Here is a 17,316-nt window from a genome sequence, read left to right on the forward strand (position 1 = left end):
TTCCTTATTTGCTGTCTTTACCGACATGCAGAATGGCAAGGAATGCTTCCTGCGGCAGCTCAACGTTGCCGACCTGCTTCATTCGCTTCTTACCGTCTTTCTGCTTCTGCAACAGTTTCTTCTTACGGCTAACGTCACCGCCATAGCATTTTGCCAGGACGTTTTTACGCAGCTGTTTGACCGTTGAGCGAGCGATAATGTGGTTGCCGATGGCCGCCTGAATCGCAATATCGAACTGCTGACGCGGGATCAGATCTTTCATCTTTTCCACAAGGTCGCGGCCACGATACTGTGAGTTATCACGGTGGGTAATCAGCGCCAGCGCATCAACACGTTCTGAGTTAATCATCACGTCGACACGCACCATGTCAGAGGCTTGGAAACGTTTAAAGTTGTAGTCAAGCGATGCATAGCCGCGAGACGTCGATTTCAGACGGTCGAAGAAGTCGAGCACCACTTCCGCCATTGGAATTTCATAAGTCAGCGCAACTTGTTTACCGTGGTAAACCATGTTGGTCTGAACGCCACGTTTTTCGATACACAGGGTGATAACGTTGCCGAGGAACTCCTGTGGCAGCAACATGTGGCACTCCGCGATCGGTTCACGCAGTTCAGCGATGTTATTCAGCGGCGGCAACTTGGAAGGGCTGTCGACGTAGATCACCTGACCATCGGTGGTTTCCACTTCGTATACTACTGTTGGTGCCGTGGTGATCAGGTCGAGATCGTATTCACGCTCCAGACGCTCCTGAATGATCTCCATGTGCAGCAGACCCAGGAAGCCAATGCGGAAACCAAAGCCCAATGCTGTCGAGCTTTCTGGCTCATAGAACAGGGAAGCATCGTTCAGGCTCAGTTTGCCCAGTGCATCGCGGAACGCTTCATAGTCATCAGAGCTGATCGGGAACAGACCGGCGTAAACCTGTGGTTTCACCTTTTTGAAGCCCGGCAACACTTTGTCCGCAGGATTGCGCTGCAGCGTCAGCGTATCGCCGACTGGCGCGCCGAGGATGTCTTTAATCGCGCACACTAACCAGCCTACTTCGCCGCAGTTCAGTTCGTTACGGTCAACCTGCTTAGGCGTGAAAATACCGAGACGGTCAGCGTTATACGTCTGTCCAGTACTCATCACTTTCACTTTGTCGCCTTTGCGCAATGTACCGTTCTTGATACGAATCAAGGACACTACGCCCAGGTAGTTATCAAACCATGAGTCGATGATCAGCGCCTGCAGTGGCCCTTCAGGGTCGCCTTCCGGTGGTGGAATATCACGCACCAGACGCTCAAGCACATCAGGCACACCCACGCCGGTTTTCGCTGAGCAGCGCACCGCATCAGCAGCATCGATACCCACGATGTCTTCAATCTCTTCCGCCACGCGCTCTGGATCGGCTGCAGGCAAGTCGATTTTGTTCAGAACCGGTACCACTTCCAGATCCATTTCCATTGCGGTGTAGCAGTTTGCCAGCGTCTGTGCTTCAACGCCCTGGCCTGCATCGACCACCAGCAATGCCCCTTCACACGCCGCCAGAGAGCGGGAAACTTCGTAAGAGAAGTCAACGTGACCGGGAGTATCGATAAAATTGAGCTGGTAAGTTTCACCGTTCAACGCTTTGTAATCGAGCGTCACGCTCTGCGCTTTGATGGTGATGCCGCGCTCGCGCTCCAGATCCATGGAGTCCAGAACTTGCGCTGCCATCTCACGATCGCTAAGGCCACCACAAATTTGAATCAAACGGTCTGACAGCGTTGATTTGCCGTGGTCAATGTGAGCGATGATAGAGAAATTTCGTATGTGCTTCATTTATATGAATATCTTCACGTAAAAAATCAGTGGAAAACTTGAGCACAGACACATTCAGGAAAGTGAGCTTCACCCGGAACCCTGTCAGCCTCATTAATGACGACGCATATTACACTGTTAATGCCGCGCGTTAAAGAATGGAACTGCGGGGAATCGCAACAGATTTCAGCGGTTAAGCCAAAACGAAAAGGCCGCACAGATGCGGCCCAGACGGGGATCAAACTTCGTTTTCCACGCGTAAGGCATCAGGCGGTAACGCCACGCTCAGAATCACCGGTTGGAAGGCTTCGCGATCGCCAAACAGACTGGAAACACCTTTCGCAACAATAAAACCGCCAATGCCGCCTAAAAGCGCACCGCATGCTGCGGCTAAATCGCTGTGGAACAGCATCTGGAAGATGCCTGCAACCAGAAACAGGCCAAACAGTGGCGTCATGTAAACCAACAACGCCGATCCCAACAAGCTGCTTTCACGGATGCCCAGCTCAATGCGCTGGCCCGGCTGTAAAGGCTCTGGGCTGGCAATGGTCATCACATGGGCATTTTTCGGCCCCAGTTGGTTAAGCGCGTGGCTGCCACAGCCTTTACGGGCCGAGCAGCTGTTACAGGAGGTTTTAGCTTCCGAATGCAGCGTGGCAACGCCCTTCTCCCACGCCACCACTGTGGCCCATTCTCTCATCATTTTTGTGCACCTGAATCTATGCTGTCCGCAATACGTTTAGCCGTGGCAGGGGGTAACTCACCCACCACCGTGATTTCACGATTATCGCGCACTTCTGTCTGCACCGTACGACGCCCAGTGCGCAATGACTGCGGCACACTGCTTTTATCGGCAGGGGTAATATTGATGGCGAAGCTAAACAGGCCATCGCTGTACAGACGAGATTCGACCGTTTTGTTCATGGCCGGCATATCGCGGCGGCTTTGCGAAATCAGCGTCATCCCTGCCGGAAGCCAACCTGGCTGCCAGCTGAGTTGGACTTTATCGCCCGCCGGTAATGACAAGGTAGGTGGCAGATTGGCTTTTTCCAGCCCTTGCATCAGGTTTCGCACGCCTTCATCGACAGCAAAACTGATCACGCGGAACTGCTCCAGCGTTTCACCATCACGATCGAGGAGATCGATACGCAATGGCAATTTGGTGTCCACATCCAACCACACCACATAGCTGTAACGGGTGCCATCACGCGACACGATGCGCACCACTTCACACATCTGGTCAGCCATGCGTGAACGCCCTACCGGAATGAAATCGTAGGCTTCACCTAAACGCGAGAAATCCGCAAACATCAACGCAGGCAGCGCATCGATGATGTGGTTACCCGGCAACGAGAAGGGATCAAGCCCTGGCTCGAAATAGCTGATGTCATTACCCCGTTGAATCACTTCACGGCGTGGTCCATCCATCTGCAACAGTTGGGCAAAGATACGATTGTCGATAACCGCGTGACGATAACGCAGAGACTCAATGCCAAGACGCGAGACATTGATGTAGGCAAATTCGTAGTTGAGGTTCTGACTTGCCTGCTCCATTTGATGTAACAACGCCCCGGACGCAGAGGTCTGCGCCGGGGCGGTGGATGACCAAAGCAGGCTGCCTGCCAGCAGGCTAACGGCACACCAAAGCTGCTTCATTACTGCTGTTGAGTTCCTAACGACTGATTTCCGGGAACGTTAGCCTGGGCCTGCTGCGGATCGTTCTTCTCATCAAACTGAACCTGATCGGCATGCAGACGGCGTTGCAATTCGTAATCCTGCAGCATTGCATTCACACGACGACGCTGTTCTTGCACCTGCTGGTTAGAGCTGTTGGTGTCAAACGCATCAGACGGCACGCCGAGGCTGACAGGTGAAGCTTTACCCATCATAGGCAGCGTATTGAATGCAGGGGAATCAGATGCTTCTGTCGCGCCACTGCCAGGTTGATTGTTGTAATGTTGAACACCCACAATCACCGCCAGCGACACACAGGCAGCCACACCGATTTGCGCCAGTTGCGCAGTCCAGGTGCCGCCACGACGCCAGAATGGCATTTTCTCCCAGCGTGAAGGCTCCGGCTGCGCTTCAGGAATCAGCGTAGTGACTTTGCGCGCTGGTTCAAGAGCAATGGCCGCTGCAACACGTGCGGAGATATCAAAATGCAGCACTTCACCAACGTCACCTCGCATGGTGTCGCGGATTAGATGGTAGCTCTCCCAACTTTTTTGAAGATCTGCATCCTTCGATAACGACGCCAACAGCTCGTTATCTAAAGTTTCACCATCCATTAAAGCGGAAAGTTTTTCTTTCTGCATGCTTTGGTACCCTTCCAGTAGCCGTTATCACTGACGTTGGATAAGCGGTTGAACTTTATTATCAATGGCCTCTCGGGCGCGGAAGATACGCGAACGTACGGTACCAACCGGGCAATCCATGATGGCGGCAATCTCTTCGTAACTTAAGCCATCCAATTCCCGCAGGGTAATGGCCATACGCAGATCTTCGGGAAGCGCCTCAATGGTCCGAAAAACAATTTGTTTCAGTTCCTCTGACAACATTAAGTTCTCAGGGTTCGAAATTTCTTTTAGTGCACCCGCACTTTCGAAATTTTCTGCATCAATCGCATCCACATCACTAGAGGGTGGACGACGCCCCTGAGCCACCAGGTAATTTTTTGCGGTATTCACCGCGATGCGGTACAGCCATGTATAAAAGGCGCTATCGCCACGGAATGATTCCAGTGCGCGATACGCTTTGATAAAGGATTCCTGAACCACATCAGGCACATCGCCTGAAGGAACATAGCGTGAAACCAGGCTCGCCACTTTATGCTGGTATCGAATAACCAGTATGTTAAATGACTTTTGATCTCCCTTCTGAACCCGCTCAACGAGAACCTGATCCGTTAACTGCTCGCTCATCCGAGGTAATGTCTCCCCAAATCTTTTTTATTCGTAAGTGAACTGCCAGCACATCTCATTGTTCTGAGCAAGCATGCGCTTTGAGTCATATGTTGGCCTGAAGTTCACTACGACCAGATAATTTCCGTATCGGAACCACGACATCATTTGTTGTTGATTGTCTTTCAGTGTAGCGACTGACTACGCTGGTGGTGTCTTTTGCGGCACCGATAATCGCTGGCAGAGTACCCTATGACGCCCTAATTTTCATCTTTATTACCTGAATTTTCATAGTGTTTGATATAAAAAACACGAGGTGCTCATTTTAAGACATAACTCACTGAAATCGCGTTGTTATCTCCACTGCCTGAAGATTTTTTCCGCGTAATTTGTTCAAAATACTTCACACGACCGCCATCCAGGCATATGCTCGGGTCACCTTTTGTTTAGTAAATTAAACACCATGACTTCGATACCTGATTACCAATGTGATGTGTTGATTGTGGGCAGCGGTGCCGCCGGTTTGTCGCTGGCGCTGCGTCTTGCCCCCTATTACCAGGTAACCGTGCTGAGCAAAGCGCAGGTTAACGAAGGCTCAACACTGTATGCACAGGGCGGGATCGCGGCGGTGTTTGATGAAACCGACAGCATTGAATCCCACGTTGAAGATACTCTGATCGCTGGCGCCGGGTTATGCGACCGTGAAACCGTCAGCTTTATCGCCAGCAACGCGCGCCATTGCGTGCAGTGGTTAATTGATAATGGCGTGGCGTTCGATATGGAGCCGCAACCCGACGGTGAGGCGCGTTATCATCTGACGCGTGAAGGCGGCCACAGCCATCGCCGTATTCTGCACAGTGCCGATGCCACAGGTCGCGCAGTGGAAACGACACTGGTCAGCCAGGCGTTAAGCCATCCCAATATACGCATCATTGAACGTACCAACGCAGTGGATTTAATTCTTTCAGATAAAGTCGGACTGCCGGGCAAACGTCGAGTGGTGGGGGCATGGTTCTGGAATCGCAATCGCGAACAGGTTGAAACCTGCCGTGCACGAGCCGTAGTGCTGGCGACTGGCGGCGCGGCAAAAGTGTATCAATACACCACTAACCCGGATGTCGCCTCCGGTGATGGTATTGCCATGGCGTGGCGTGCGGGCTGTCGCGTGGCCAATCTGGAGTTCAACCAGTTCCATCCTACCTGTTTATTCCACCCTCAGGCGCAGAACTTTTTGCTGACCGAAGCCCTGCGCGGTGAAGGTGCGTGGCTACTGCGTCCGGACGGTTCGCGCTTTATGCCTGACTTTGATGAGCGTGCTGAGTTAGCACCGCGCGATATCGTGGCGCGCGCCATCGATCACGAAATGAAGCGCCTGGGCGTGGATTGCATGTATCTCGATATCAGCCATCAGCCGGAAAGTTTTGTGCGCGCCCACTTCCCGATGATCTATGAAAAATTGCTGACCTTCGGTTTGGATCTCACTAAAGAGCCCATTCCGATCGTCCCCGCTGCACATTACACCTGCGGTGGCGTGATGGTGGATCAGCACGGCCGTACCGACGTTGATGGGCTGTATGCCATCGGAGAAGTGAGCTATACCGGACTGCATGGCGCCAATCGCATGGCATCCAACTCACTGCTGGAGTGTCTGGTTTATGGCTGGTCGGCGGCGGAAGATATGATTCGTCGCCTGCCAGCGGTTACCGCTGTTGAGCAGTTACCCGCATGGGATGAAAGCCGCGTGGATGACGCCGACGAGCGCGTGGTGATTCAGCATAACTGGCATGAGCTACGCCTGTTTATGTGGGACTACATGGGCATTGTGCGTACCACCAAAAGACTGGAGCGCGCCCTGCGTCGCATTACGTTGTTACAGCAGGAAATTGATGAATACTATGCGCACTTCCGTCTCTCTAACAATCTGTTGGAACTGCGCAATTTAGTTCAGGTGGCGGAGTTGATGGTGCGCTGTGCGCTGCAGCGCAAAGAGAGCCGAGGTCTGCATTACACGCCAGACTATCCCGATCAGCTTTCTGAAGCCCTACCCACGCAACTCCAGCCAGATAATTATCTGAACAGATAAAAATCAGAAACCAGGCTGAGCCAGTCAGCCGAATAACTCTTATCTTCATCGCGAATGGCGAGACGTTCCAGCAACGTTTCGCCCGCGGTCGGGGAAAAGCCCAATACCAGACGATTTGGTGGGCGTTGGGCATAAGCCGCGACATCATAGCGGTAACGCAGATGCCAGCCTTCTGCCAGTGCGAGGGAAATCAGCTGTTCTCCCGCCTCTTCAGGCAGCACCACACAAAAAATCCCCTCTTCTTCTATTAATTGTGCGGCGCAGCGTAACAACGTGGGATGGTCGAGCGTGGCGGTGCTGCGCGCGTTATCCCGCTCGACACTGCCGGTGGTGCTGCCCGGTGCAAAAAACGGAGGGTTACTGACAATCAGAGAGTAGCGTTTCTCGCTTTGCTCACTCCAGCTCACAATATCCTGATGATGGATGGTGATACGATCGGCCCAGGGTGAAGCCTGCACATTCTCGTGAGCCTGACTTGCGGCACTCTCCTCCAGCTCAACCGCATCAAGGGTGACCTGATCGGGGGTACGCTGTGCCAGCATCAAGGCAATCAACCCGCTGCCACAGCCAATATCGAGGATGCGACGCGTCCCCGCCACGGGAGCCCAGGCGCCAAGTAACACGCCATCCGTACCGACTTTCATCGCACAGCGGTCATGTGCCACGAAAAATTGCTTAAAGGTGAAACCATCTTTTCTTAACATCGCCCGCGTCTGCGGCTGGTCCTGAGACATTCTTCACTACCATTGAATTGTTTACTGCGGGGAGTGTAACGTGGTCACGCGGGGAATTCACCTGCACCTGAAATGCACAAACAGATGAAGATTATGTTTGATCTGTCTATAATCAGCGCCCCAAACTGAGGTAGACCATGACCGTAACCACATTCTCCGAACTCGAACTTGACGAAAGCCTGCTGCAAGCTTTGCAGGAAAAAGGCTACACGCGCCCCACTGTTATTCAGGCTGAGACCATTCCTGCCGCGCTGGAAGGCCGTGACGTTCTGGGTTCGGCTCCAACCGGGACGGGGAAAACGGCAGCCTTTCTGCTGCCTGCATTACAGCACCTGCTCGATTTCCCACGTAAAAAATCGGGCCCACCGCGTATCCTGATTGTTACGCCTACCCGTGAACTGGCGATGCAAGTGGCTGACCAGGCACGTGAGCTGGCAAAACACACCCATCTTGATATCGCCACCATTACCGGCGGCGTGGCGTACATGAACCACGCAGAAGTGTTCAGTGAAAACCAGGACATCGTGGTGGCCACCACCGGCCGTTTGCTGCAGTACATCAAAGAAGAGAACTTTGATTGCCGTGCCGTTGAAACCCTGATTCTCGACGAAGCCGATCGCATGCTCGACATGGGCTTCGCGCAAGATATCGAAACCATCGCGGCCGAAACGCGCTGGCGTAAGCAGACGTTGCTGTTCTCTGCCACGCTGGAAGGCGACAACATCAAAGATTTCGCCGAGCGTCTGCTGAATGATCCGGTGTCGATTGAAGCCGATCCGAGCAAAAGCGAACGTAAAAAGATTCAGCAATGGTATTACCGCGCCGACAATCTTGAGCACAAAACCAAGTTGCTGATCCATCTGCTGAAAATGCCAGAAGCCAAGCGCGTGATCGTCTTTGTACGCAAGCGTGAGCGTCTGCATGAGGTGGTGACCTGGTTGCACGAAGCCGGCATCCGCACCAGTTATCTGGAAGGTGAGATGGTGCAGGTCAACCGCAACGAAGCGATCAAGCGCATCAATGAAAATCGCGTAAACGTGATGATTGCCACTGACGTTGCCGCGCGCGGTATCGACATTGATGATGTGACGCATGTGATTAACTTTGACCTGCCGCGCACCGCTGATGTCTATCTGCACCGCATTGGCCGCACCGCACGCGCTGGCCGTAAAGGCACGGCGATTTCGCTGGTTGAAGCGCATGACCATCTGCTGCTGGGCAAAATCACGCGTTATATCAATGAGCCCGTTAAGGCTCGCGTGATTGAAGAGTTGCGCCCAGAATCACGCGCGCCAAGTGCCAAAGTCACGGGTAAACCGTCGAAAAAGGTGCTGGCGAAGCGAAAAGAACAAAAAGAGAAAGAAGCGGAAAAACCGCGTGTTAAACAGCGTCATCGCGACACTAAAAATGTCGGGAAGCGCCGCAAGCCAAGCGGCAGCAGCACGCCAGAGAGCAGTGCGGAATAAAACAGCACTCGCACAATTAAAGCGCCTCTTTTGAGGCGTTTTTTTATGTCTGAAGATAAGAAATAGCCTTCACGCTACGCTTTTCATCTCAATGACCTTTCTGACACTCTTGGCGCACATCATTAAATGCAAAAAAGGCCGCACCGACTGACATCGGCACGGCCTGAATGATTGTGTGACTTTTGGTCAGCCGATCAATTACAGACTTTCAGTGAAAGTACGGGTAATCACATCGCGCTGCTGTTCCGGCGTCAGCGCATTAAAGCGCACCGCATAACCTGAAACACGAATGGTCAGCTGCGGATATTTCTCCGGGTGCTTGACGGCGTCTTCAAGCGTTTCACGGCGCAGCACATTCACATTCAGATGCTGGCCCCCTTCAATACGCACTTCTGGCTTCTGCTCCAGTGGGATCTCACGGTAAGCAATCTCGCCCAAATCGCTGATCGCAACGACCTGATCTTCAGTGAAATCGCCTTTAGCACACAGGCAACGCGCTTCGGCTTTCTCGTCATCCAGCAACCAGAATGAGTTCAGAAGTTTTGGGTTGTTGGCCTGAGTAATTTGAATACCAGTAATCATAGTGACCTCCAGGGCTTTGATGCGCTGCTGACAGGCACAGCGCGGTTCATCATGTGATTAGATGCTCTGGTATATCACCCCGATAAACAGGCCGTTTTGACCTGCATCAATTATGCCCAGCCCGAATGTCAGCGAAAAAACTAACAAATTGATTCATAACCATTATGCGCAATAACTTTTTTTGTGTTTTCTCAAATTATTTTTACCCTTCTGCTACCGCTTACGACACGTTAAGCTAGGTGCAAAATTTTGCAGGGAGTTGAAAATGGCTGAAAAGCTAACCTGGCACAGTGTGCTGGCTGAAGAGAAAGAGAAACCTTATTTTATCGACACGTTAAAAGCGGTGGCGAATGAGCGCGCAGCCGGTGTCACCGTTTATCCGCCGCAGAAAGATGTGTTCAATGCCTTCCGTTTGACGGAGCTGGGTGACATCAAAGTGGTGATTCTGGGCCAGGATCCCTATCACGGTCCCAATCAGGCCCACGGTTTGGCCTTCTCGGTATTACCGGGCGTGAACATCCCGCCTTCTCTATTGAATATGTACAAAGAGCTTGAGAAGGATATTCCCGGTTTTATCCGCCCAAAGCATGGCTTTCTGGAAAGCTGGGCCACGCAAGGCGTGATGCTGTTAAACACCGTGCTCACCGTCGAAGCCAGCAAGGCGCATTCCCATGCGCGTTTCGGTTGGGAAACCTTTACCGACAACGTGATCAGCGCCATTAATCAACATCGTGAAGGGGTGATTTTCTTGCTGTGGGGTTCACATGCGCAGAAGAAAGGCAGCATCATTGATACTCAGCGCCATCACGTTTTGAAAGCGCCCCACCCTTCACCGCTCTCGGCCCACCGTGGATTTTTCGGCAGCCAGCACTTCTCGCAGGCCAATGCGCTGCTGCGCCAGTCTGGGCAAACACCTATCGACTGGATGCCGGTATTACCCTGACAAATAAAAACGGCCGCATTCAGCGGCCGTTGATCTTTAAAACGGGCTAATTAACCTTTTGCTTTGGTCACGGCCACCATCGCCGGGCGCAGCAGGCGACCATTGAGGGTATAACCACGCTGCATCACCATCAGCACGTGATTAGGCGCCATATCTTCAGATTCAATCATCGACATCGCCTGATGCACGTCTGGGTTGAATGGCACATTGGTTTCACCGACCACTTCCACACCGTACTTACGTACGGCACCCAGCAGGGATTTCAGCGTCAGCTCGATGCCTTCAATCATAGAGGCAAGCTCGGTGTTCTCTTTGTCGGTCACTTCCAACGCGCGCTCCAGGCTATCGATCACCGGCAGCAGCTCATTGGCAAATTTTTCCAGCGCAAACTTGTGCGCCTTTTCCACGTCCATTTCGGCACGGCGACGGATATTTTCAATCTCCGCCTGAGCACGCAGCTGCGCATCGCGCACGCCGGTCTGCGACTGGGCTAATTCAGCTTCCAGTTGCGCAATACGCTCATCACGCGGATCCACCTCAGTTGCCGTCTCTGCGTCCACGTGCTGTTGATCCTGTTGAATTTCGTCTGAGACTTGCTCGTTAGGGGTATTCTGTTCTTTACTACTCATGAATTTCTCCGCGTTTTGCACATTCATCTCGCTGGTTGGCTTATTATGGGGATCAGTTTGACGGTTTCAAGTGAACCCATCACATTGCCTGGCCGTTTTGGCTTATGAGGAACACCTGCTAAATGAACAAACACTTTAACTGCATTGGGATTGTGGGTCATCCGCGTCATCCCACTGCGTTAACCACCCATGAAATGCTCTGGCGCTGGCTGACAGCAAAAGGCTATGAGGTGATCGTCGAGCAGCAGATTGCCCGCGAATTGAATTTGAAAGATGTGGAAACCGGCAGCCTGGCGGATATCGGTCAACGCGCCGATTTAGCGGTCGTGGTCGGGGGTGACGGCAACATGCTGGGTGCCGCGCGCGTGCTGGCACGTTATGACATTAAAGTGATTGGGATTAACCGCGGCAATCTCGGTTTTCTCACCGATCTCGACCCCGACAACGCTCAGCAACAGTTAGATGATGTGCTGCAGGGCGAATACTTCGTGGAGAGCCGTTTCCTGCTGGAAGCACAAGTGTGTAAGCAAGACTGCTCACCGCGTATTGGCAGCGCTATCAACGAAGTGGTGCTGCATCCGGGCAAAGTGGCGCATATGATTGAATTCGAGGTCTATATCGATGAAGTCTTTGCGTTTTCACAGCGCTCCGATGGATTGATTATTTCCACACCGACGGGCTCAACCGCCTACTCGCTTTCCGCTGGCGGCCCGATCCTGACGCCGTCGCTGGATGCGATTGCGCTGGTGCCGATGTTCCCACACACGCTTTCCGCTCGCCCGTTGGTGATTAACAGCAGCAGCACCATTCGCCTGCGTTTTTCCTCACTGCGAAGCGACCTGGAGATCAGTTGCGACAGCCAAATCGCGCTGCCAATTCAGGAAGGAGAGGATGTGTTGATCCGTCGCAGCGCTCATCACCTCAATCTTATCCATCCAAAAAATTACAATTATTTTAATACCTTAAGCTCAAAATTAGGCTGGTCTAAAAAATTGTTCTGAAAATCACCGCCAGCTACTTTACTGTATAAAAAACCAGTTTATACTGTATGAAAAACCATATCTGTTTTTACATACAGGTGATTCTATGCTGGCACAACTGACCATCAGTAACTTTGCTATCGTTCGTGAACTGGAGATTGACTTTCATCGTGGTATGACAGCAATCACAGGGGAAACCGGCGCAGGTAAATCCATCGCAATTGATGCGTTGGGCCTGTGCCTGGGCGGCCGTTCTGAAGCAGATATGGTGCGTCAGGGTGCCAGTCGAGCAGATATCTGTGCGCGCTTCCAACTGAAAGCCTCGCCGTCAGCCCAGCGCTGGTTGATCGAGAATCAACTTGATGAAGGCAACGAGTGCCTGTTGCGCCGCGTGATCAGCGCCGATGGCCGTTCCCGTGGCTTTATCAACGGCACTTCCGTACCGCTCTCACAGCTACGCGAACTGGGCCAACTGCTAATCCAGATTCACGGTCAGCATGCGCATCAGCTCCTGCTTAAATCCGATCACCAAAAACACCTGCTGGACGCCTATGCAGCCCATGATGGCCTGCTCACCGACATGCGCCAGCACTACCAGCGCTGGCATCAAAGCTGCCGCGCGCTGGCGCAGCATCAGCAACTCTCGCAAGAGCGTGAGGCGCGTCGTGAACTGCTGCAATATCAGCTAAAAGAACTCAATGAATTTGCCCCGCAGCCTGGTGAGTTTGAACAGATCGATGAAGAGTACAAGCGCCTGGCTAATAGCGGCCAACTGCTCTCAACCAGCCAACAGGCCCTGCAGATTCTTGCCGACAGTGACGATACGAACCTGCAAAGTTTGTTGTATAGCGCCCGTAATATGCTGGGTGAATTAGTGACGCTGGATGACAAAGTGAGTGGCGTGTTCAATCTGCTGGAAGAAGCCGCGATTCAGTTGAGTGAAGCCAGCGATGAATTGCGCCATTACTGCGAGCGACTGGATCTCGATCCTAACCGCTTGCATGAGCTGGAGCAGCGCCTGTCACGCCAGATCGCCTTGTCCCGTAAGCATCACGTTTCCCCGGAAACCTTGCCGGTGCTGTATCAGCAGTTGCTGGATGAAGCCGAACAGCTGTCGCAGCAAGAGAGCGATCAGGAAACGTTGCAAACTGAAGTCGTTGCCCATCATCAGGCGGCACTGGCCTGTGCGGAAAAACTGCATCAGCTGCGTGAACAGTCAGCACATGAGTTGAGCCAACTGATTACCCAAAGCATGCGCACCCTCTCCATGCCGCACGGTCAGTTTGCCATTGAGCTGGAATTCAATGCCGATCAACTGACGGCGGACGGCGCAACCCGTATTGAATTCCGCGTGACCACCAACCCAGGCCAACCGCTGCAACCACTGGGCAAAGTGGCGTCCGGCGGTGAACTGTCACGTATCGCCTTGGCGATCCAGGTAATCACCGCGCAGAAAATGGAAACCCCGGCGATGATCTTTGATGAAGTCGATGTCGGTATCAGTGGACCAACGGCTGCGGTGGTGGGTCAAATGTTGCGTCAACTGGGTGAGTCAACCCAGGTGATGTGCGTGACGCATTTACCACAGGTAGCCGGTTGCGGACATCAACACTTCTTCGTCAGTAAAGAGACGGATGGCGCCATGACAGAAACCCATATGCAGCCGCTGGATAAACGTGCTCGCCTGCAAGAACTGGCACGTTTGCTGGGCGGCAGCGAAGTCACGCGTAACACCCTGGCCAACGCCAAAGAACTTTTAGCAGCCTGATACCGCACTTTTTTCTGGCCCAATGGTCATATGCTTGCTCTGTAGAGGTTTCCAATAGGACAAAGGTTTATTATCATCGGGAGTAATACACAAAATAATTCGAGTTTCAGGAAGGCGACAAGTGCATGAATCCTCAGGAGCTTACTGAAGTAAGTGACTGAGGTGAATGCACTTAGTCAACGCACCTGCAACTTGAAGTATGAAGGGTATATATCGCCATAATAAAGCCTGCCGTATGCAGAGTTCAGATTTCGATGGCAACAAAACTGCCTGATGAAAGGCGTTTGGCCCCAGAAAAGGAATGTATAGATGCGCTGTAAAACGCTGACTGCCGCGGCAGTGGTAATGTTGATGATGACCGCCGGATGTTCCACCCTTGAGCGCGTAGTGTATCGCCCGGACATCAACCAAGGTAACTACCTGGTCGCCAACGATGTGTCGAAGATTCACACCGGCATGACGCAGCAACAGGTTGCCTACACGCTCGGCACGCCGATGATGCACGACCCGTTTGGCAGCAACGTTTGGTATTACGTGTTCCGCCAGGAACCAGGTCATGAAGGTGTAAAACAGCAAACGCTGACGCTGACCTTCGACAGCAACGGTACGTTGACCAATATCGACAACAAACCGAAGCTCACTGGGTCGGAAGGCTAAGTGAATGACAACAAAAAAAGGCGCCTGAGCGCCTTTTTTTGTGTCTGAGATTGGGTTACTTATTGGTAGCTGAACGTTCCGCGCGTTGACGGCGCATCTCTTTCGGATCGGCAATCAGCGGGCGATAAATCTCTACACGATCGCCATCCTGAACGGCATCACCCAATTTGACCGGGCGGCTGAAGATACCGACTTTGTTACTTTTCAGGTCAATGTCTTTGCGCAGCGTTAAGAGTCCCGATGCTTTAATCGCCTGCTCTACCGTCGCGCCTTCATCGAGCGTGACAGTGCGCGAATACTGCTTTTCGGGCAGCGCATACACCACTTCAACGCTGATATCAGCCACGGTAAACCTCTTTGGCGCGCTGTGAGAACGCCTGCACCATACTGTTGGCCAACTCTTTAAAGATGCGACCAAACGCCATTTCTACCAGCATGTTGGTGAATTCGAAGTCGAGGCTTAGCTCGACTTTACAGGCATCATCTCCTAAAGAGGTGAAGTGCCACCCACCGGTCAGCTTACGAAAAGGACCGTCAACCAGTTGCATCAAAATGCTTTGATTACTGATCAATGTATTGCGCGTGGTAAAGGTTTTACTGATGCCTGCTCTCGAGACATCCACCGCCGCCGTCATCTGATTTCCGCTGTTATCTAACACTCGGCTACCCGTGCAGCCTGGCAGAAATTCGGGATAAGCATCCACGTCATTAACAAGACGGTACATCTGCTCAGCGCTATAGGGGACCAACGCCGAACGGCTAATCTGGGCCATAATGGTTCCTGTTCATCACAAAACCGTTGAATAATACCATTTTCGGTTACCAAACAAAATTCACGGGTTTGCTAGCTGTGCTAAAATGAACTGTTTTTTACCGCCCCCAGGACAGGGGGATGCGCCCACAGACTGAGTGATGTAGACTACGCCGCACTATGACAAAGAAAAAAGCTCACAAACCCGGTTCAGCCACTATTGCCCTCAACAAACGCGCTCGCCACGAATACTTCATTGAAGAAGAGTTCGAAGCAGGTCTGTCGTTGCAAGGATGGGAAGTCAAATCACTCCGCGCCGGTAAAGCCAACATCAGCGACAGCTATATTTTGCTGCGCGATGGCGAAGCCTATCTGTTTGGTTCCACTTTCCAACCGCTGGCCGTAGCCTCCACACACGTGGTGTGCGACCCGACCCGTAACCGTAAACTGCTGTTAAAACAGCGCGAACTAGACTCGCTCTATGGCCGAGTGAATCGCGAAGGTTTTACCGTGGTTGCGTTGTCGATGTACTGGAAAAACGCCTGGGCCAAACTGAAAATTGGTGTGGCACGCGGTAAGAAAGAACACGACAAGCGTGACGACGTGAAAGAACGTGAATGGAAGATGGATAAAGCACGTATTATGAAGAATTCAAAGCGTTAAGCACTGGATTCAGACGTCATCTTTCTGTAGTATGAGAAGTTCTGGGGCTGATTCTGGACTCGACGGGATTGTGAAGCCTTAGGAGCATGCCGAGGGGCGGTTTGCCTCGTAAAAAGCCGCAAAAAAATAGTCGCAAACGACGAAAACTACGCTTTAGCAGCTTAATACCCTGCTTTGAAGCCCTCTCTCCCTAGCTTCCGCTCTTAAGACGGGGATCAAGAGAGGTCAAACCCAAAAGAGATCGTGTGGATGCCCTGCCTGGGGTTGAAGCATTAAATCTAATCAGGCTAGTTTGTCAGTGGCGTGTCTGTCCGCAGCTGGCCGGCGAATGTAAAGATTGACTAAGCATGTAGTGCCGACGGTGTAGTAATTTCGGACGCGGGTTCAACTCCCGCCAGCTCCACCAAAATTCTCCATCGGTGACACCAGAGTCATCCGATGAAGTCCTAAGAGCCCGCACGGTGAAAGCCCTGCGGGCTTTTTTGTGCCTGTAATCTTCCGGGATGCTAAGCTCGAATCTAATGAGATTTGGCAGGCTTAAGGTACAAATGCAAAACTTCCACTTTCTAGACCAACTGATTTTCGGTTATTTCAACCAGGACGCCGACATCATCAATGATGGAGAAGACACAATCGAAGGGACCGTTCAAATATTCAAAAAATCAGCGCCAGATTGGATGCTGAAAGATCTGGTTGAAGAAGTTGATGATTTCATCTCCACCTATGCTGATGGTGTAGAGGAAGAGTTCAAGAAACGATACGAGTTTGATTTTGCGCCTGAACTATGGGAAACCACTGTTCATGAATTCCTGATGACTGTACGTCAGATTTGCTCACAGAAGTGACGCTTTCAGGAGTACATTTCCTAATGAGAAAAAATAATAGGTACACGATAGACACACGGAAGAAAACTGCATTAAACAAATAATGTACAGAGCGTGGTACGGAGTACAACGATGATCTCTAAAGAAAAGGCATTACAGATAGCGAAAGAATATGCTGTTAAAAGCGAAAATGCCTGGGATGAGAATTATCATGAAGCAGAGGAAACCGTTTTGCATGGAGAGCCTGTCTGGATCATTTCCACCTCAGATATAAAATATAACGACGAACTTCCTTGGATGTTAGGTCACTTCCCAAATCCAGTTTATTACTATATCAGAATGACCGATGGCAGCTGTATTGCCACAGGAAATAGAAGAAATGAATTTAAACTAATCAATAAAAAATAAAATATCTACCCCATCATTCTCCTTTAACATGACTTCTTCTGAATTTTTTTTGGAGGATGGCTTTTATCCTGTTCCAAATCTTGAAACTTTGCGTCCTTAAACTGTGAGTCAAAAACAGGGTGCCGTGAGATGTGAAATCTATTCA

At 51.7% G+C, this 17,316-nt stretch carries 19 protein-coding genes and 1 other RNA gene; 10 read left to right on the forward strand and 10 right to left on the reverse strand.

Annotated elements, in window-relative coordinates:
* Positions 1 to 4 precede the first annotated feature (4 nt).
* From lepA to rpoE, 5 genes are all read right to left on the reverse strand, one after another.
* On the reverse strand, positions 5 to 1,804 hold the full coding sequence (lepA, locus tag ACPUC8_RS03760; RefSeq protein ID WP_039329914.1) for a translation elongation factor 4: 1,800 nt from the start codon (positions 1,802 to 1,804) through the stop codon (positions 5 to 7).
* A gap of 217 nt (positions 1,805 to 2,021) precedes the next feature.
* Positions 2,022 to 2,486 carry a SoxR-reducing system protein RseC gene (gene rseC, locus ACPUC8_RS03765; RefSeq protein ID WP_039329915.1) on the reverse strand — a complete coding sequence of 155 codons (465 nt, stop codon included), beginning with the start codon at positions 2,484 to 2,486 and terminating at the stop codon, positions 2,022 to 2,024.
* Positions 2,483 to 3,439: a sigma-E factor regulatory protein RseB gene (gene rseB, locus ACPUC8_RS03770; protein ID WP_039329917.1), complete on the reverse strand. Its 957-nt coding sequence runs from the start codon at positions 3,437 to 3,439 to the stop codon at positions 2,483 to 2,485. The genes rseC and rseB overlap by 4 nt, the downstream gene beginning before the upstream one ends.
* The gene (gene rseA, locus ACPUC8_RS03775) at positions 3,439 to 4,098 is read right to left on the reverse strand and encodes an anti-sigma-E factor RseA (RefSeq protein WP_039329919.1); all 660 of its coding nucleotides are present in this window, start codon (positions 4,096 to 4,098) and stop codon (positions 3,439 to 3,441) included. Before rseA ends, rseB begins: the two co-directional genes overlap by 1 nt.
* Before the next feature lie 27 nt (positions 4,099 to 4,125).
* Positions 4,126 to 4,704: an RNA polymerase sigma factor RpoE gene (gene rpoE / locus ACPUC8_RS03780; protein WP_039329921.1), complete on the reverse strand. Its 579-nt coding sequence runs from the start codon at positions 4,702 to 4,704 to the stop codon at positions 4,126 to 4,128.
* 442 nt (positions 4,705 to 5,146) lie between these two features.
* On the opposite strand from rpoE, the gene nadB reads away from it, so the two are divergent.
* Complete coding sequence (nadB, locus tag ACPUC8_RS03785; RefSeq protein ID WP_494925595.1) at positions 5,147 to 6,766, forward strand: L-aspartate oxidase; 1,620 nt, start codon at positions 5,147 to 5,149, stop codon at positions 6,764 to 6,766.
* On the opposite strand, the gene trmN is transcribed toward nadB, so the two are convergent.
* A complete protein-coding gene (gene trmN, locus ACPUC8_RS03790; RefSeq protein ID WP_039329923.1) occupies positions 6,751 to 7,500 on the reverse strand; it encodes a tRNA(1)(Val) (adenine(37)-N(6))-methyltransferase TrmN in 750 nt (249 codons plus the stop codon). The two genes, nadB and trmN, sit on opposite strands and share 16 nt — an antisense overlap.
* Positions 7,501 to 7,637: 137 nt before the next feature.
* Between trmN and srmB the strand changes: the two genes are divergently transcribed.
* Positions 7,638 to 8,966, forward strand: a complete 1,329-nt coding sequence (srmB, locus tag ACPUC8_RS03795) for an ATP-dependent RNA helicase SrmB (RefSeq protein WP_039329925.1) — start codon at positions 7,638 to 7,640, stop codon at positions 8,964 to 8,966.
* A gap of 198 nt (positions 8,967 to 9,164) precedes the next feature.
* Here srmB and grcA read toward each other — a convergent pair whose 3' ends face one another.
* Positions 9,165 to 9,548, reverse strand: coding sequence for an autonomous glycyl radical cofactor GrcA (grcA, locus tag ACPUC8_RS03800; RefSeq protein ID WP_039329927.1), 384 nt, complete (start codon positions 9,546 to 9,548; stop codon positions 9,165 to 9,167).
* Between the two features lie 265 nt (positions 9,549 to 9,813).
* Here grcA and ung point away from each other — a divergent pair, with 265 nt between their 5' ends.
* Positions 9,814 to 10,491 (forward strand): uracil-DNA glycosylase, encoded by a 678-nt coding sequence (gene ung, locus ACPUC8_RS03805; protein ID WP_494925596.1) that lies wholly within the window; start codon positions 9,814 to 9,816, stop codon positions 10,489 to 10,491.
* 50 nt (positions 10,492 to 10,541) lie between these two features.
* Here ung and grpE read toward each other — a convergent pair whose 3' ends face one another.
* Entirely contained in the window at positions 10,542 to 11,120 is a 579-nt protein-coding gene (gene grpE / locus ACPUC8_RS03810; RefSeq protein ID WP_039329975.1) for a nucleotide exchange factor GrpE, read from the reverse strand.
* Between the two features lie 122 nt (positions 11,121 to 11,242).
* Between grpE and nadK the strand changes: the two genes are divergently transcribed.
* The 3 genes from nadK to bamE all read left to right on the forward strand — a co-directional run bounded on the left by nadK (position 11,243) and on the right by bamE (position 14,525).
* Positions 11,243 to 12,121: an NAD(+) kinase gene (nadK, locus tag ACPUC8_RS03815; RefSeq protein ID WP_039329930.1), complete on the forward strand. Its 879-nt coding sequence runs from the start codon at positions 11,243 to 11,245 to the stop codon at positions 12,119 to 12,121.
* Between the two features lie 85 nt (positions 12,122 to 12,206).
* A complete protein-coding gene (gene recN / locus ACPUC8_RS03820) occupies positions 12,207 to 13,868 on the forward strand; it encodes a DNA repair protein RecN (protein WP_494925597.1) in 1,662 nt (553 codons plus the stop codon).
* A gap of 309 nt (positions 13,869 to 14,177) precedes the next feature.
* The gene (gene bamE / locus ACPUC8_RS03825) at positions 14,178 to 14,525 is read left to right on the forward strand and encodes an outer membrane protein assembly factor BamE (protein ID WP_038645338.1); all 348 of its coding nucleotides are present in this window, start codon (positions 14,178 to 14,180) and stop codon (positions 14,523 to 14,525) included.
* 55 nt (positions 14,526 to 14,580) lie between these two features.
* Here the strand turns inward: bamE and ACPUC8_RS03830 are convergent, their stop codons facing one another.
* The gene (locus tag ACPUC8_RS03830; RefSeq protein ID WP_039329935.1) at positions 14,581 to 14,871 is read right to left on the reverse strand and encodes an RnfH family protein; all 291 of its coding nucleotides are present in this window, start codon (positions 14,869 to 14,871) and stop codon (positions 14,581 to 14,583) included.
* Positions 14,864 to 15,298, reverse strand: a complete 435-nt coding sequence (locus ACPUC8_RS03835; RefSeq protein ID WP_494925598.1) for a type II toxin-antitoxin system RatA family toxin — start codon at positions 15,296 to 15,298, stop codon at positions 14,864 to 14,866. The genes ACPUC8_RS03830 and ACPUC8_RS03835 overlap by 8 nt, the downstream gene beginning before the upstream one ends.
* Before the next feature lie 158 nt (positions 15,299 to 15,456).
* Between ACPUC8_RS03835 and smpB the strand changes: the two genes are divergently transcribed.
* The 4 genes from smpB (at position 15,457) to ACPUC8_RS03855 (ending at position 17,171) form a co-directional block, all read left to right on the forward strand.
* Positions 15,457 to 15,939: an SsrA-binding protein SmpB gene (gene smpB / locus ACPUC8_RS03840; RefSeq protein ID WP_039329939.1), complete on the forward strand. Its 483-nt coding sequence runs from the start codon at positions 15,457 to 15,459 to the stop codon at positions 15,937 to 15,939.
* 43 nt (positions 15,940 to 15,982) lie between these two features.
* Positions 15,983 to 16,345, forward strand: a transfer-messenger RNA (tmRNA) gene (gene ssrA, locus ACPUC8_RS03845).
* Positions 16,346 to 16,487: 142 nt separating this feature from the next.
* Positions 16,488 to 16,784 (forward strand): contact-dependent growth inhibition system immunity protein, encoded by a 297-nt coding sequence (locus tag ACPUC8_RS03850; RefSeq protein ID WP_039329941.1) that lies wholly within the window; start codon positions 16,488 to 16,490, stop codon positions 16,782 to 16,784.
* A 111-nt stretch (positions 16,785 to 16,895) separates the two neighbouring features.
* Positions 16,896 to 17,171 (forward strand): hypothetical protein, encoded by a 276-nt coding sequence (locus ACPUC8_RS03855; protein WP_494925599.1) that lies wholly within the window; start codon positions 16,896 to 16,898, stop codon positions 17,169 to 17,171.
* Positions 17,172 to 17,316: the final 145 nt, after the last annotated feature.

This window comes from Pantoea sp. CFCC18177 (genome assembly GCF_059412425.1).

Coding starts and splice junctions, on each gene's coding strand:
- rseC (WP_039329915.1), bottom strand. CDS start 2,486: ATGATGAGAGAATGGGCCACAGTGGTGGCGTGGGAGAAGGGCGTTGCC.
- ung (WP_494925596.1), top strand. CDS start 9,814: ATGGCTGAAAAGCTAACCTGGCACAGTGTGCTGGCTGAAGAGAAAGAG.
- grpE (WP_039329975.1), bottom strand. CDS start 11,120: ATGAGTAGTAAAGAACAGAATACCCCTAACGAGCAAGTCTCAGACGAA.
- lepA (WP_039329914.1), bottom strand. CDS start 1,804: ATGAAGCACATACGAAATTTCTCTATCATCGCTCACATTGACCACGGC.
- grcA (WP_039329927.1), bottom strand. CDS start 9,548: ATGATTACTGGTATTCAAATTACTCAGGCCAACAACCCAAAACTTCTG.
- smpB (WP_039329939.1), top strand. CDS start 15,457: ATGACAAAGAAAAAAGCTCACAAACCCGGTTCAGCCACTATTGCCCTC.
- ACPUC8_RS03855 (WP_494925599.1), top strand. CDS start 16,896: ATGATCTCTAAAGAAAAGGCATTACAGATAGCGAAAGAATATGCTGTT.
- rseB (WP_039329917.1), bottom strand. CDS start 3,439: ATGAAGCAGCTTTGGTGTGCCGTTAGCCTGCTGGCAGGCAGCCTGCTT.
- trmN (WP_039329923.1), bottom strand. CDS start 7,500: ATGTCTCAGGACCAGCCGCAGACGCGGGCGATGTTAAGAAAAGATGGT.
- recN (WP_494925597.1), top strand. CDS start 12,207: ATGCTGGCACAACTGACCATCAGTAACTTTGCTATCGTTCGTGAACTG.
- ACPUC8_RS03835 (WP_494925598.1), bottom strand. CDS start 15,298: ATGGCCCAGATTAGCCGTTCGGCGTTGGTCCCCTATAGCGCTGAGCAG.
- rpoE (WP_039329921.1), bottom strand. CDS start 4,704: ATGAGCGAGCAGTTAACGGATCAGGTTCTCGTTGAGCGGGTTCAGAAG.
- srmB (WP_039329925.1), top strand. CDS start 7,638: ATGACCGTAACCACATTCTCCGAACTCGAACTTGACGAAAGCCTGCTG.
- nadK (WP_039329930.1), top strand. CDS start 11,243: ATGAACAAACACTTTAACTGCATTGGGATTGTGGGTCATCCGCGTCAT.
- bamE (WP_038645338.1), top strand. CDS start 14,178: ATGCGCTGTAAAACGCTGACTGCCGCGGCAGTGGTAATGTTGATGATG.
- ACPUC8_RS03850 (WP_039329941.1), top strand. CDS start 16,488: ATGCAAAACTTCCACTTTCTAGACCAACTGATTTTCGGTTATTTCAAC.
- rseA (WP_039329919.1), bottom strand. CDS start 4,098: ATGCAGAAAGAAAAACTTTCCGCTTTAATGGATGGTGAAACTTTAGAT.
- nadB (WP_494925595.1), top strand. CDS start 5,147: ATGACTTCGATACCTGATTACCAATGTGATGTGTTGATTGTGGGCAGC.